The 13,110-nt window shown below is 63.2% G+C and carries 14 protein-coding genes; 11 read left to right on the forward strand and 3 right to left on the reverse strand.

What is annotated here, in order from left to right:
* Positions 1 to 10 precede the first annotated feature (10 nt).
* The 11 genes from atpE (at position 11) to B3E91_RS10155 (ending at position 10,919) form a co-directional block, all read left to right on the forward strand.
* Positions 11 to 268 (forward strand): F0F1 ATP synthase subunit C, encoded by a 258-nt coding sequence (gene atpE, locus B3E91_RS10105; protein WP_003097235.1) that lies wholly within the window; start codon positions 11 to 13, stop codon positions 266 to 268.
* 59 nt (positions 269 to 327) lie between these two features.
* Positions 328 to 798, forward strand: a complete 471-nt coding sequence (locus tag B3E91_RS10110; RefSeq protein WP_090231442.1) for a F0F1 ATP synthase subunit B — start codon at positions 328 to 330, stop codon at positions 796 to 798.
* A gap of 12 nt (positions 799 to 810) precedes the next feature.
* On the forward strand, positions 811 to 1,347 hold the full coding sequence (locus B3E91_RS10115) for a F0F1 ATP synthase subunit delta (RefSeq protein ID WP_273234923.1): 537 nt from the start codon (positions 811 to 813) through the stop codon (positions 1,345 to 1,347).
* A gap of 21 nt (positions 1,348 to 1,368) precedes the next feature.
* Positions 1,369 to 2,913: a F0F1 ATP synthase subunit alpha gene (gene atpA / locus B3E91_RS10120; RefSeq protein WP_282339169.1), complete on the forward strand. Its 1,545-nt coding sequence runs from the start codon at positions 1,369 to 1,371 to the stop codon at positions 2,911 to 2,913.
* Between the two features lie 48 nt (positions 2,914 to 2,961).
* Complete coding sequence (gene atpG, locus B3E91_RS10125) at positions 2,962 to 3,822, forward strand: F0F1 ATP synthase subunit gamma (protein WP_090231445.1); 861 nt, start codon at positions 2,962 to 2,964, stop codon at positions 3,820 to 3,822.
* Between the two features lie 26 nt (positions 3,823 to 3,848).
* Positions 3,849 to 5,225 carry a F0F1 ATP synthase subunit beta gene (atpD, locus tag B3E91_RS10130; protein ID WP_090231446.1) on the forward strand — a complete coding sequence of 459 codons (1,377 nt, stop codon included), beginning with the start codon at positions 3,849 to 3,851 and terminating at the stop codon, positions 5,223 to 5,225.
* Positions 5,226 to 5,266: 41 nt separating this feature from the next.
* Positions 5,267 to 5,692, forward strand: coding sequence for a F0F1 ATP synthase subunit epsilon (locus B3E91_RS10135; RefSeq protein ID WP_273233891.1), 426 nt, complete (start codon positions 5,267 to 5,269; stop codon positions 5,690 to 5,692).
* A gap of 132 nt (positions 5,693 to 5,824) precedes the next feature.
* On the forward strand, positions 5,825 to 7,189 hold the full coding sequence (gene glmU, locus B3E91_RS10140; protein ID WP_273233892.1) for a bifunctional UDP-N-acetylglucosamine diphosphorylase/glucosamine-1-phosphate N-acetyltransferase GlmU: 1,365 nt from the start codon (positions 5,825 to 5,827) through the stop codon (positions 7,187 to 7,189).
* A 113-nt stretch (positions 7,190 to 7,302) separates the two neighbouring features.
* Positions 7,303 to 8,076: a DeoR/GlpR family DNA-binding transcription regulator gene (locus B3E91_RS10145; protein WP_273233893.1), complete on the forward strand. Its 774-nt coding sequence runs from the start codon at positions 7,303 to 7,305 to the stop codon at positions 8,074 to 8,076.
* A gap of 11 nt (positions 8,077 to 8,087) precedes the next feature.
* Positions 8,088 to 9,938, forward strand: coding sequence for a glutamine--fructose-6-phosphate transaminase (isomerizing) (gene glmS, locus B3E91_RS10150; RefSeq protein WP_282339170.1), 1,851 nt, complete (start codon positions 8,088 to 8,090; stop codon positions 9,936 to 9,938).
* Between the two features lie 78 nt (positions 9,939 to 10,016).
* Positions 10,017 to 10,919, forward strand: a complete 903-nt coding sequence (locus B3E91_RS10155) for a LysR family transcriptional regulator (RefSeq protein ID WP_282339171.1) — start codon at positions 10,017 to 10,019, stop codon at positions 10,917 to 10,919.
* A 22-nt stretch (positions 10,920 to 10,941) separates the two neighbouring features.
* Here the strand turns inward: B3E91_RS10155 and B3E91_RS10160 are convergent, their stop codons facing one another.
* The 3 genes from B3E91_RS10160 to B3E91_RS10170 all read right to left on the reverse strand — a co-directional run bounded on the left by B3E91_RS10160 (position 10,942) and on the right by B3E91_RS10170 (position 13,089).
* Positions 10,942 to 12,243: an MFS transporter gene (locus tag B3E91_RS10160; protein WP_282339172.1), complete on the reverse strand. Its 1,302-nt coding sequence runs from the start codon at positions 12,241 to 12,243 to the stop codon at positions 10,942 to 10,944.
* 188 nt (positions 12,244 to 12,431) lie between these two features.
* Positions 12,432 to 12,875, reverse strand: a complete 444-nt coding sequence (gene cadR / locus B3E91_RS10165) for a Cd(II)/Pb(II)-responsive transcriptional regulator (RefSeq protein WP_282339173.1) — start codon at positions 12,873 to 12,875, stop codon at positions 12,432 to 12,434.
* 31 nt (positions 12,876 to 12,906) lie between these two features.
* Positions 12,907 to 13,089: a hypothetical protein gene (locus tag B3E91_RS10170; protein WP_282339174.1), complete on the reverse strand. Its 183-nt coding sequence runs from the start codon at positions 13,087 to 13,089 to the stop codon at positions 12,907 to 12,909.
* Positions 13,090 to 13,110 lie beyond the last annotated feature (21 nt).

The raw sequence follows: 13,110 nt of genomic DNA on the forward strand, positions 1-13,110 counted from the left end.
CGGAGGAAAAATGGAAACTGTAGTTGGTCTTACCGCTATTGCCGTTGCACTGCTGATTGGCCTGGGTGCCCTGGGTACCGCCATTGGTTTCGGTCTGCTGGGTGGCAAATTCCTGGAAGGCGCTGCGCGTCAACCGGAAATGGTCCCGATGCTTCAAGTCAAGATGTTCATCGTCGCCGGCCTGCTCGACGCCGTGACCATGATCGGCGTTGGTATCGCTCTGTTCTTCACCTTCGCGAACCCCTTCGTTGGTCAAATCGCCGGCTGATCACTCGTCTTCTTTCGAGTGAACCGGTTTGATGGACAACGAACGAGCGAGGTGTTGGCGTGAACATTAATGCAACCCTGATTGGCCAGTCCGTTGCGTTCTTCATCTTCGTGCTGTTCTGCATGAAGTTCGTGTGGCCTCCGGTCATCACGGCTTTGCGCGAACGCCAGAAGAAGATCGCAGAAGGTCTGGACGCTGCCAATCGTGCGACTCGCGACCTGGAGCTGGCCCAAGAGAAAGTGGGCGAGCAACTGCGCGAGGCGAAGACTCAGGCAGCCGAGATCATCGAGCAAGCCAAGAAGCGCGCGACCCAGATCGTCGACGAAGCCCGTGATCAGGCCCGCGTCGAAGCTGAGCGCGTCAAGGCTCAGGCTCAGGCCGAGATCGAGCAGGAAATCAACGGTGTCAAGGACGCGCTGCGTGCCCAACTGGGTAGCCTGGCCGTCGGCGGTGCCGAGAAGATCCTGGGTGCCACAATCGATCGAAACGCGCATGCGGAGCTGGTTGATAAACTGGCTGCCGAAATCTAAGCGAGGGCGATCATGGCAGAATTGACCACGCTGGCCCGACCTTATGCCAAGGCTGCTTTCGAGCATGCCCAGGCCCATCAGCAGCTGGCCGCCTGGTCGGCCATGCTCGGCCTGGCTGCAGCGGTGTCGCAAGACGCGCGCATGCAGAGCGTGCTCAAGGCTCCGCGTCTGACCAGTACAGAAAAGGCCGCCACCTTCGTCGAGGTGTGCGGCGACAAGTTCGATGCTCAGGTACAGAACTTCATCCATATCGTTGCCGAAAACGAGCGCCTCGCGCTTTTGCCGGAAATCGCCGAACTGTTCGAGCTGTACAAAGCCGAGCAGGAGAAGTCGGTCGATGTGGACGTGACCAGTGCCTTCGCATTGAGCGCCGAACAGCAAGACAAACTCGCCAAGGTTCTCAGCGCTCGGCTCAGCCGGGAAGTGCGATTGCACGCTGCGGAAGACGCCAGCCTCATCGGTGGTGTCGTGATCCGCGCAGGCGACCTGGTTATCGATGGCTCGGTTCGCGGCAAGCTCGCGAAACTGGCCGAAGCGTTGAAATCCTGAGTTTGAAGGGGCAGCAGAGCAATGCAGCAACTCAATCCTTCCGAAATAAGTGAAATCATCAAGGGGCGTATCGAGAAACTCGACGTCTCTTCCCAAGCCCGTAACGAAGGCACCATCGTCAGCGTTTCCGACGGTATCGTGCGCATCTACGGCCTGGCCGACGTCATGTACGGCGAGATGATCGAGTTCCCCGGTGGCGTCTACGGTATGGCGCTTAACCTGGAACAAGACTCCGTCGGCGCCGTCGTTCTGGGTAGCTACCTCGGCCTGCAAGAAGGCATGAGCGCCAAGTGCACCGGCCGCATCCTCGAGGTTCCGGTCGGTCCGGAACTGCTGGGTCGCGTGGTCGATGCCCTGGGTAACCCGATCGATGGCAAAGGCCCGCTCAACAACGTCGCTACCGACGCGGTTGAGAAGGTCGCGCCGGGCGTGATCTGGCGTAAGTCGGTCGACCAGCCGGTACAGACCGGCTACAAATCGGTCGATGCGATGATCCCGGTAGGCCGTGGCCAGCGCGAGCTGATCATCGGTGACCGTCAGATCGGCAAGACCGCTCTGGCCATCGACGCCATCATCAACCAGAAGAACAGCGGCATCCGCTGCGTCTACGTCGCCATCGGTCAGAAGCAGTCGACCATCGCCAACGTGGTGCGCAAGCTGGAAGAGAACGGCGCCCTGGCCAACACCATCGTTGTGGCGGCGAGTGCTTCGGAATCCGCAGCACTGCAGTTCCTGGCTCCCTACGCCGGCTGCACCATGGGCGAGTACTTCCGTGACCGCGGCGAAGACGCCCTGATCGTTTATGACGATCTGTCCAAGCAGGCTGTCGCCTATCGCCAGATCTCCCTGCTGTTGCGCCGTCCGCCGGGCCGCGAAGCCTACCCGGGCGACGTGTTCTATCTCCACAGCCGTCTGCTGGAGCGCGCTTCCCGCGTTTCCGAAGAGTACGTCGAGAAGTTCACCAACGGCGCCGTGACTGGCAAGACCGGTTCGCTGACCGCGCTGCCGATCATCGAAACCCAGGCCGGCGACGTTTCCGCGTTCGTTCCGACCAACGTGATTTCGATCACCGACGGCCAGATCTTCCTTGAGTCGGCGATGTTCAACTCGGGTATCCGTCCGGCCGTCAACGCCGGTATCTCGGTATCCCGCGTGGGTGGCGCTGCCCAGACCAAGATCGTCAAGAAGCTTTCCGGTGGTATTCGTACCGCGTTGGCGCAGTACCGTGAACTGGCGGCTTTCGCCCAGTTCGCTTCCGACCTGGACGAAGCCACTCGCAAGCAGCTCGAGCATGGTCAGCGCGTTACCGAGCTGATGAAGCAGAAGCAGTACGCGCCGATGTCCATCGCCGAAATGTCGCTGTCGCTGTATGCCGCCGAGCGTGGTTTCCTGACCGACGTCGAGCTGGCCAAGATCGGTAGCTTCGAAGCTGCGCTGATTGCCTACTTCAACCGTGATCACGCCGATCTGATGGCGAAGATCAACGAGAAGGGTGACTTCAACGACGAAATCGATAAAGGCATCAAAGCCGGCATCGAGAAGTTCAAGGCCACCCAAACCTGGTAAGCCGCAGCGGGGTCGAAAGGCCCCGCCTGCTAACCCCATAGGTGTGAAATGGCAGGCGCAAAAGAGATTCGCAGCAAGATTGCGAGCATCAAAAGCACGCAAAAGATCACCAGCGCCATGGAAAAGGTGGCGGTCAGCAAGATGCGCAGAGCACAACAGCGCATGGCTGCCAGCCGTCCTTATGCCGAGCGCATTCGGCAGGTGATCGGCCATCTGGCCAACGCCAATCCGGAATACCTGCACCCGTTCATGATCGAGCGTGAGGTCAAGCGTGTCGGCTATATCGTCGTCACCTCCGACCGTGGTCTTGCCGGCGGCTTGAACACCAACCTGTTCAAGGCTCTGGTCAAGGACATGAGCGCCCAGCGCGAGAAAAGCGCGGAGATCGATCTGGCGGTGATCGGGGGCAAGGGTGCGTCGTTCTTCCGTAGCTACGGCGGCAACGTGGTAGCGGCGATCAGCAACCTGGGCGAAGCGCCTTCGATCAATGACTTGATCGGCAGCGTCAAGGTCATGCTGGATGCCTACCTCGAAGGCCGTATCGACCGGCTGTACGTGGTCTCCAACAAGTTCGTCAACACCATGACCCAGAAGCCGACCGTGGAGCAGTTGATTCCGCTGGTCGCCGAGGACAGTCAGGAGTTGAAGCACCACTGGGACTACCTCTACGAACCCGATGCCAAGCAGTTGCTGGAAGGCCTGCTGGTGCGCTACGTGGAGTCGCAGGTCTACCAGGCGGTGGTCGAGAACAATGCGGCCGAGCAAGCCGCACGGATGATCGCGATGAAGAACGCCACCGACAACGCCGGTGATCTGATCAGCGAATTGCAGCTGATCTACAACAAGGCGCGTCAGGCAGCGATCACTCAGGAAATCTCGGAAATCGTCGGCGGCGCTGCCGCGGTTTAACGGTTCAAAATTCAGAGGAACCAAAGATGAGTAGCGGACGTATCGTTCAAATCATCGGCGCCGTCATCGACGTGGAATTCCCGCGCGATCAGGTCCCGAACATCTATGACGCGCTGAAGGTACAAGGCGCGGAAACCACCCTGGAAGTCCAGCAGCAGCTGGGCGACGGCATCGTCCGTACCATCGCCATGGGTTCGACCGAAGGCCTCAAGCGCGGTCTTGACGTCGCCAGCACCGGTGCTGGCATCCAGGTTCCGGTTGGGGTGAAAACCCTGGGCCGGATCATGGACGTCCTCGGCAATCCGATCGATGAAGCGGGCCCGATCGGCGAAGAAGAGCGCTGGGGTATCCACCGCGCTGCGCCGTCCTACGCGGAGCAGGCTGGCGGCAACGAGCTGCTGGAAACCGGCATCAAGGTCATCGACCTGGTCTGCCCGTTCGCCAAGGGCGGCAAGGTCGGTCTGTTCGGCGGCGCCGGTGTCGGCAAGACCGTCAACATGATGGAGCTGATCCGTAACATCGCCATCGAGCACAGCGGCTACTCCGTGTTCGCCGGTGTGGGCGAGCGTACCCGTGAAGGGAACGACTTCTACCACGAGATGAAGGACTCCAACGTTCTCGACAAAGTGGCCCTGGTCTATGGCCAGATGAACGAGCCGCCGGGCAACCGGCTGCGCGTGGCGCTGACCGGCCTGACCATGGCCGAGAAGTTCCGTGACGAAGGTCGCGACGTTCTGCTGTTCGTCGACAACATCTACCGTTACACCCTGGCCGGTACCGAAGTATCCGCGCTGCTCGGCCGTATGCCGTCCGCAGTGGGTTACCAGCCGACCCTGGCTGAGGAAATGGGTGTTCTGCAGGAACGCATCACTTCCACCAAGTCGGGTTCGATCACCTCGATCCAGGCCGTCTATGTCCCCGCGGATGACCTGACCGACCCGTCGCCGGCGACCACCTTCGCCCACCTTGACGCCACCGTGGTTCTGTCCCGTGACATCGCTTCGCTGGGTATCTACCCGGCGGTCGATCCGCTCGACTCCACCTCGCGTCAGCTGGACCCGAACGTGATCGGTGCCGAACACTACGAGACCGCTCGTGGCGTGCAGTACGTCCTGCAACGCTACAAGGAGCTGAAGGACATCATCGCTATCCTCGGCATGGACGAGCTGTCCGAAGCCGACAAGCAACTGGTATCCCGCGCTCGTAAGATCCAGCGTTTCCTGTCCCAGCCGTTCTTCGTGGCCGAAGTCTTCACCGGCTCGCCGGGCAAGTACGTTTCCCTGAAGGACACCATCGCTGGTTTCAAAGGGATCCTCAACGGCGACTACGATCACCTGCCGGAACAAGCGTTCTACATGGTTGGTGGCATCGAAGAAGTCATCGAGAAAGCCAAGAAACTGTAATCGGGAGCGCCCGGTGACGGGCGCCCACGCGAGGCTACCTAATGGCTATGTCAGTCCATTGCGATATCGTCAGCGCGGAAGGCGAAATCTTCACCGGTCTGGTGGAAATGGTGATTGCGCACGGCAACCTGGGTGACCTGGGTATTTCGCCGGGCCACGCACCCTTGATCACCGACCTGAAGCCGGGTCCGATCCGTCTGGTCAAGCAGGGCGGCGAAGAGGAGGTGTTCTACATCTCCGGCGGTTTTCTCGAAGTCCAGCCGAACATGGTCAAGGTTCTTGCCGACACCGTGCAGCGCGCTGGCGACCTCGACGAAGCGTCCGCCCAGGAGGCCGTCAAGGCCGCCGAGCAGGCTCTGAACGATAAGAGCGCGGAGTTCGACTACGGCTCGGCTTCGGCCCAGCTCGCCGAAGCCGCCGCCCAGTTGCGGACCATCCAGCAGTTGCGCGCCAGAGCCAAACGCTGAGTGAATCCGTTTCGACAATCAGGGGTAGCTTCGGCTACCCCTTTTTGTTTGCGTCTTTTCCGAACGCTGTTGCCGGCATGATCTGGCTGTCTTAAGGTCGCGCCGTTTCCCTTTGCTCCCGGAGGTCCCTGCATGTCCCTTGAAGTCGTGATTCTCGCCGCCGGCCAAGGTACGCGCATGCGTTCGGCACTGCCCAAGGTGCTGCACCCGGTAGCCGGCAAACCGATGCTCGGGCATGTCATCGACAGCGCGCGCCAGTTGCAGCCGCAGGGCATCCACGTGGTCATCGGGCACGGCGCGGATGCGGTGCGCGAGCGGCTCGCCGCGGACGACCTCAGTTTCGTCATGCAGCGTGAACAGCTCGGCACCGGCCACGCCGTGGCCCAGGCGGCGCCGGCGCTGTCCGCCGAGCGCGTGCTCATCCTCTATGGCGACGTCCCGCTGATCGAAGTCGGCACCCTACAGCGCCTGTTGCAGAAGGTGGATGACCAACACCTGGCGCTGCTTACCGTGGAGCTCGGCGACCCGACCGGCTACGGGCGCATCGTCCGTGACGCCGTGGGGGCGGTGAGCGCCATCGTCGAGCACAAGGACGCAACGCCCGAGCAGCGCGCGATCAAGGAAGGCAATACCGGCATCCTCGCGGTGCCCGGCAAACGCCTCGGCGGCTGGCTGAGCCGGCTGTCCAACAGCAACGCGCAGGGCGAGTACTACCTCACCGACGTGATCGCCATGGCGGTCGCCGACGGGCTCACCGTCGCCACCGAACAGCCGCTGGACGCGATGGAGGTGCAGGGCGCCAACGACCGCATCCAGCTGGCCGAACTGGAACGTCATTACCAGCAGCGTGCGGCACGTCGCCTGATGGCCGAGGGTGTCACGCTGCGTGATCCGGCGCGTTTCGATGTGCGCGGCGACGTCAGCGTCGGCCGCGACGTGCTCATCGATATCAACGTGATTCTCGAAGGCCGCGTGCTGATCGAAGAGGGCGTAGAGATCGGACCGAACTGCGTGATCCGCAACAGCACGCTGCGCAAGGGAGCGATCGTCAAGGCCAACAGCCATCTGGATGGCGCCGAACTGGGCGAGGGCGCCGATTGCGGCCCGTTCGCGCGGCTGCGTCCGGGCAGCGTGCTGGGTGCGAAGGCCCATGTCGGCAACTTCGTCGAATTGAAGAATGCCGTCATGGGGGACGGTGCCAAGGCCGGTCATCTGAGCTATCTCGGCGATGCCGAGATCGGTGCGCGCAGCAACATCGGCGCCGGCACCATCACCTGCAACTACGACGGTGCCAACAAGTCACGCACGCGGATGGGTGAGGATGTATTCGTCGGTTCCAACAGCGCACTGGTCGCCCCGGTGAGCCTCGGCGACGGTGCCACCACGGGCGCGGGTTCGGTGGTGACCCAGGACGTGCCGGCAAATACGCTGGCCGTTGGGCGCGCCAAGCAGCGCAACATCGAAGGCTGGAAGCGGCCGGTGAAAGTGAAGAAGTAACCTGATCGATGATGAGAAGGCGGCGTTGGCCGCCTTTTTTCATTTCTGTGGTTGACGTGAAAGCTTCGTTAGGTTTTGATTCGACGACTTTAATTTCGAAACGAAACTAACGAATGTCGAAGCGCAACACGCCGCAACGTCGTCACGCCATCCTGGCTCTGCTCGCCGAGTCGGGAGAAGTCAGCGTGGACGAGTTGGCCAAAGGTTTCTCTACGTCCGAAGTGACCATCCGCAAGGACCTCACGGCGCTGGAGAAGAATGGCCTGCTGCTGCGTCGCTACGGCGGCGCGGTGCCGGTGCCGCAGGAACTGATCGTCGACGATGCGCAGCCGGTATCGCCCTACAAGCGCGCGATTGCCCGCGCCGCGGTCGCCTGCCTCCGTGAGCATGCACGCATCATCATCGACAGCGGCAGCACCACGGCGGCGATGATCGGTGCGCTCGGGCGTCAGCCGGGCCTGGTGGTGATGACCAATTCGCTGAACGTGGCCAACGCCCTGCGCGAACTGGAGCACGAGCCGGTACTGCTGATGACCGGCGGCACCTGGGACCCGCATTCCGAGTCCTTTCAGGGCCAGGTCGCCGAACAGGTGCTGCGTTCCTATGATTTCGACCAGCTGTTCATCGGCGCCGATGGCATCGACCTGGAGCGCGGCACCACCACCTTCAACGAGTTGCTGGGCTTGTCCCGGGTGATGGCCGAGGTCGCCCGCGAGGTGATCGTGATGGTCGAGTCGGACAAGATCGGCCGGCGCATGCCGAACCTCGAGCTGCCCTGGAGCAGCGTGCATACCCTGATCACCGACACGCGCCTCACCGCCGAGGCGCGTGATCGCATCGAATCCCTTGGCGTGCGGCTGATCCTTGCCGCCGCCAGCGACAAATAGGAGAGAAACATATGTGTGGCATCGTTGGCGCCGTCGCCGAACGCAATATCCTGCCGGTCCTCGTCGAGGGCCTGAAACGCCTGGAATACCGCGGTTACGACAGCGCCGGCGTGGCCCTGCTCGACGGCGACGGCACATTGCAGCGCGTGCGCCGGCCGGGCAAGGTCAGCGAACTGGAGCAGGCCCTGGCCGCAGCACCGCTGAATGGCCGGCTGGGCATCGCCCACACCCGCTGGGCCACCCACGGCGTGCCCAGCGAGCGCAACGCGCACCCGCATTTTTCCGGCAACGACCTGGCGCTGGTGCACAACGGCATCATCGAGAACCACGAGCCGCTGCGTGCGCGTCTCAAGGACATGGGCTACCTCTTCACCTCCGAGACCGACACCGAAGTCATCGTGCACCTGTTGCACCATCACCTGGACGCGCTGGGCGACCTGGCCGATGCGCTCAAGGCGACGGTGAAGGAACTGCACGGCGCCTACGGCCTGGCGGTGATCAGCGCCAGGCAGCCGGACCGCCTGCTGGCCACCCGCAGCGGCAGCCCGCTGGTGGTCGGCCTGGGTCTGGGCGAGAACTTCCTCGCCTCCGACCAGTTGGCGCTGCGCCAGGTGACCGACCGCTTCATGTACCTGGAGGAGGGCGACATCGCCGAGATCCGCCGTGATTCCGTGCAGATCTGGGATCTCGACGGCCAGCCGGTGCAGCGCGAGCAGGTGCAGTACCACGAAGGCGCGGAAGCCGCCGACAAGGGCGCCTACCGGCACTTCATGCTCAAGGAAATCCACGAGCAGCCCAAGGTCGTGCAGCGCACGCTGGAAGGTCGCCTGGGTCTCGACCACGTGCTGGTCGAGGCCTTCGGCCCGCAGGCCGAGGCGCTGTTCGCCCAGGTGCGCAACGTGCAGATCGTCGCCTGCGGCACCAGCTATCACGCCGGCATGGTCGCCCGATACTGGCTCGAGGAACTGGCCGGGATTCCCTGCCAGATCGAAGTCGCCAGCGAGTTCCGCTACCGCAAGGTGGTGGTGCAGCCGGACACCCTGTTCGTCAGCATTTCGCAGTCCGGCGAAACCGCCGACACCCTGGCCGCGCTGCGCAACGCCAAGCAGCTTGCCCCCGGTGCCGGCGGCTACCTGGCCAGCCTGGCGATCTGCAACGTCGGCACCAGTTCGCTGGTGCGCGAATCCGACCTGACCCTGCTGACCCAGGCCGGGCCGGAGATCGGCGTGGCGTCGACCAAGGCGTTCACCACGCAGCTGGTCGCCCTGCTGCTGCTGACCCTGGCGCTGGGCCGCGTGCGCGGCGGCTTGTCGGCGACCGTCGAGGCCGAACTGGTGGACGAGCTGCGCCGCCTGCCGACCCGCCTCGGCGAGGCGCTGGGCATGGACAAGACCGTTGAGAAGGTCGCCGAACTCTTCGCCGAGAAGCACCACACGCTGTTCCTGGGTCGCGGCGCGCAGTACCCGGTGGCGATGGAGGGCGCACTCAAGCTCAAGGAAATCTCCTACATCCACGCCGAAGCCTACCCGGCCGGCGAGCTCAAGCACGGCCCGCTGGCGCTGGTGGACAGCGACATGCCGGTGGTCACCGTGGCGCCGAACAACGAGCTGGTGGAGAAGCTCAAGTCCAACCTGCAGGAAGTCCGCGCGCGCGGCGGCCAACTGGTGGTGTTCGCCGACATCAAGGCCGGTATCGACAACGGCGAAGGCACCTACGTGGTCAGCATGCCGCACATTCACGACATCCTCGCGCCGATCCTCTATACCTTGCCGCTGCAGCTGCTGTCCTACTACGTAGCCGTGCTCAAGGGCACCGACGTCGACCAGCCGCGCAACCTGGCGAAATCGGTCACCGTGGAGTGAAGTCTGGAGGCGTGCGGACAGCATTGGCGGATTCCACCGCCCGGCTGCCGCCGCCTCCCCGAACCGTTCTGGCGCTCTATGAACATCAACTTCGATCTCAATGATCTCCAGGCCTTTCGCGCGGTGGTCGAGAAGGGCAGCTTTCGCAAGGCCGCCGAGGCCATCCGCATCTCGCAGCCGGCGCTCAGCCGGCGCATCGAAAAGCTGGAAACCGCGCTCGGCGTGAAGCTGTTCGAGCGCACCACGCGCAAGGTCAGCCTGACCATGGCCGGGCGCGCGTTCATGCCGAATGTCGAACGCCTGCTGGATGACCTGGAAGTCGCTTTGCTCGGCATCACCGGCGTCGCCTCGAACCGCCTGGCCAACGTCACCATCGCCTGCGTGCCGTCCACCGCCTACTACTTCATGCCGCAGGTGGTGACCGAGTACCACCGCCTGTATCCACGGACCAAGGTGCACGTGCTGGATGCCAGCGCCAGCGAGGTACAGGACGCGGTGGCCAGCGGCGAAGCGGATCTCGGCCTGAGTTTCACCGGCGCGCTGGATCCGGCCATCGCCTTCGAGCTGCTGCTGCAGGAACGCTACGTGATGGCCTGTCGTCGCGACCATCCGTTGGCGGAAGCGGCGCAGGTGAGCTGGGACGAGATGTACCGGCAGGACTACATCACCCTGGGCAAGAGCTCCGGCAACCGTTTCCTGCTGGATCAGGCGCTGGTCAAGGTCCGTCCGGAGAAGGCCGGGATCTGCGAAACCCGCCATGTGACCACCATGATCGGTCTGGTGGAGGCGGGGCTGGGCGTGGCGGCGGTGCCGTCCATCGCCATGCCGATGGCCGGGCACCCCTTGCTGGCGAGCGTGCCGCTGGTGGAGCCGGAGGTGCTACGCAATGTCGGCCTGATCAAGCGCCGGGGGCACTCGCTGACACCGGCCGCGCTGGAACTGGAACGCCTGGTGCGGGAGATGAAGCGCCTGCCGGGCTGATTGCCACCCGGCAGGCCCGCGTTCAGACCGCCAACTGCGGTTGCGAGGAGATGCGCCGGTACATGTACAGCGTCGCCAGCAATGCGCAGAGGGCGGCGAAGGTCATCCAGTAGCCGGGCGCTGCCTTGTCGCCGGTGGCGTGGATCAGCGCGGTGGAGATAGCCGGGGTGAAGCCGCCGAATACGGCGGTCGCCAGGCTGTAGGCCAGGGAGAAACCGGCGACGCGGACTTCCACCGGCATGATTTCGGTGAGCGCCGGAATCATCGCGCCGTTGTACATGCCGTAGAGGAACGACAACCACAGCAGCACTTCGAGCATGTGCGCGAAACTCGCCGCCTGCGCCAGGTACGACAGCGCCGGGTAGGCGGTGACGATGGCCATCACGGTCATGGCGACCAGCACCGGCTTGCGCCCGATGCGATCAGACAGCGCGCCGCCGATCGGCAGCCAGATGAAGTTCGATACCCCCACCAGCAGCGTCACCAGCAAGGCATCCGCGGTGCTCAGCTCGAGCACGTTCTTGCCGAAGGTCGGCGCGTAGACGGTGATCAGGTAGAAGGCGGTGGTGGTCATCGCGACCATCAGCATGCCGGCCACCACGGTGACCCAGTTCTGCATCAGCGTGCGGAACACTTCGCGCATCGTCGGACGGTGGCGGCGCGCGGTGAATTCCTCGGTTTCCTTCAGGTTGCGGCGCAGCAGGAAGATGAACGGCACGATCATGCAGCCGATCGCGAAGGGAATGCGCCAGCCCCAGGCCGCCACGTCGCTCGCCGCCATTCCCTGATTCAGCGCGTAACCCAGCGCCGCGGCGACGATGATCGCCACCTGCTGGCTGCCGGACTGCCAGGCGGTATAGAAACCCTTGCGCCCGGGCGTAGCGATCTCGGCCAGGTACACGGATACCCCGCCCAGTTCCGCACCGGCCGAGAAGCCCTGAAGCAGTCGGCCGATGAGCACCAGCAGCGGTGCCACCAGGCCAATGCTGGAGTAGTCCGGCACCATCACGATCAGCAGCGTGCCGCTGGCCATGATCGAGAGCGTCACGATCAGCCCCTTGCGGCGGCCGACGTCGTCGATGTACGCGCCGAGGATCACCGCGCCCAGGGGACGCATGAGGAAGCCTGCGCCGAACACGGCGAAGGTCATCATCAGCGAGGCGAATTCGCTGGATGACGGGAAGAACGCGGCGGCGATGTGGTTGGCGTAGAAGCCGAACAGAAAGAAGTCGAACTGTTCGAGGAAGTTGCCCGAAGTGACTCGGAATACGGCGGCGATTTTTGCCCGCGCGGAAGTTGCCGCGGATTTCATCGAATCCTGCATGGGTATTCTCCAGCGTTTTTGTCCATGCGCAGGGGAGCGCACGATTATTGGAATCCTCGATGTTGGCTGACACATCTTGAAATGATAAGTGCGTATTTCGCATGGATTGATGTGTGCCTGGCATCAGTTTGAATTCGATTCCAACCAATACGCATGAAACCTGTCGGGTCTGCCCCTGAGTGATGACCTCAGTGCTGGTGCGAACGGCCGACGTGGGACGGAGCCTCCTCCACGTTGATGCTGGCTTCGGTGAGCTGGCGGACGATCTGGCAGCGTTCGATTTCGCCGCCTTCCGCGCAACTGCGGCGCAGTTCCACCAGTTGCACCTGGAGCGCCTGCAGGCCGGCGATGCGGGCGGCAACGTGCTCGATGTGCTCGTCGATCAACTCGTTGAAGGCTTCGCAGTTGTTCTGCGGCTGATCGCGGAATTCAAGCAGGCGACGAATCTCGTCAAGGGTCATGTCCAGCGTGCGGCAGTTGCGGATGAAGGTCAGCCGCTCGCTGTGTAGCGGGCCGTAAACCCGGTAATTGCCTTCGCTGCGGGCGGGAAGCGGCAGCAGGCCCTCACGTTCGTAGTAGCGGATGGTTTCCACGGGGCAGTGGGTCTGCCGCGCCAGTTCACCGATTTTCATGAGGCCTCCAGGTCGCTTGACCCTGTAGTGGCTACAGGGTGTTCACTGCGCACCATACCCCATCCGGAGAACCGAGATGACCCAGTGTTGCGGTGACCACGCCTGCGGAAAACCCTCCGCGGACCGACAGGACGTTCAGGATCGCCACGATCACGATCACGATCACGATCACGATCACGATCACGAGCACGAGCGTGGCGTGGCGACCGGCCAACTGAGCCGTTTCCGCATCGAG

This window comes from Pseudomonas sp. UBA6310 (genome assembly GCF_002438225.1).
GTDB lineage: Bacteria > Pseudomonadota > Gammaproteobacteria > Pseudomonadales > Pseudomonadaceae > Pseudomonas_O > Pseudomonas_O kuykendallii.

Excerpts from the sequence above, each read along its gene's own strand:
- atpE (WP_003097235.1), top strand. The coding sequence starts at position 11 with ATGGAAACTGTAGTTGGTCTTACCGCTATTGCCGTTGCACTGCTGATT.
- atpG (WP_090231445.1), top strand. The coding sequence starts at position 2,962 with ATGGCAGGCGCAAAAGAGATTCGCAGCAAGATTGCGAGCATCAAAAGC.
- B3E91_RS10135 (WP_273233891.1), top strand. The coding sequence starts at position 5,267 with ATGGCTATGTCAGTCCATTGCGATATCGTCAGCGCGGAAGGCGAAATC.
- glmS (WP_282339170.1), top strand. The coding sequence starts at position 8,088 with ATGTGTGGCATCGTTGGCGCCGTCGCCGAACGCAATATCCTGCCGGTC.
- B3E91_RS10160 (WP_282339172.1), bottom strand. The coding sequence starts at position 12,243 with ATGCAGGATTCGATGAAATCCGCGGCAACTTCCGCGCGGGCAAAAATC.
- B3E91_RS10145 (WP_273233893.1), top strand. The coding sequence starts at position 7,303 with ATGTCGAAGCGCAACACGCCGCAACGTCGTCACGCCATCCTGGCTCTG.
- atpD (WP_090231446.1), top strand. The coding sequence starts at position 3,849 with ATGAGTAGCGGACGTATCGTTCAAATCATCGGCGCCGTCATCGACGTG.
- glmU (WP_273233892.1), top strand. The coding sequence starts at position 5,825 with ATGTCCCTTGAAGTCGTGATTCTCGCCGCCGGCCAAGGTACGCGCATG.
- B3E91_RS10115 (WP_273234923.1), top strand. The coding sequence starts at position 811 with ATGGCAGAATTGACCACGCTGGCCCGACCTTATGCCAAGGCTGCTTTC.
- atpA (WP_282339169.1), top strand. The coding sequence starts at position 1,369 with ATGCAGCAACTCAATCCTTCCGAAATAAGTGAAATCATCAAGGGGCGT.
- B3E91_RS10155 (WP_282339171.1), top strand. The coding sequence starts at position 10,017 with ATGAACATCAACTTCGATCTCAATGATCTCCAGGCCTTTCGCGCGGTG.
- cadR (WP_282339173.1), bottom strand. The coding sequence starts at position 12,875 with ATGAAAATCGGTGAACTGGCGCGGCAGACCCACTGCCCCGTGGAAACC.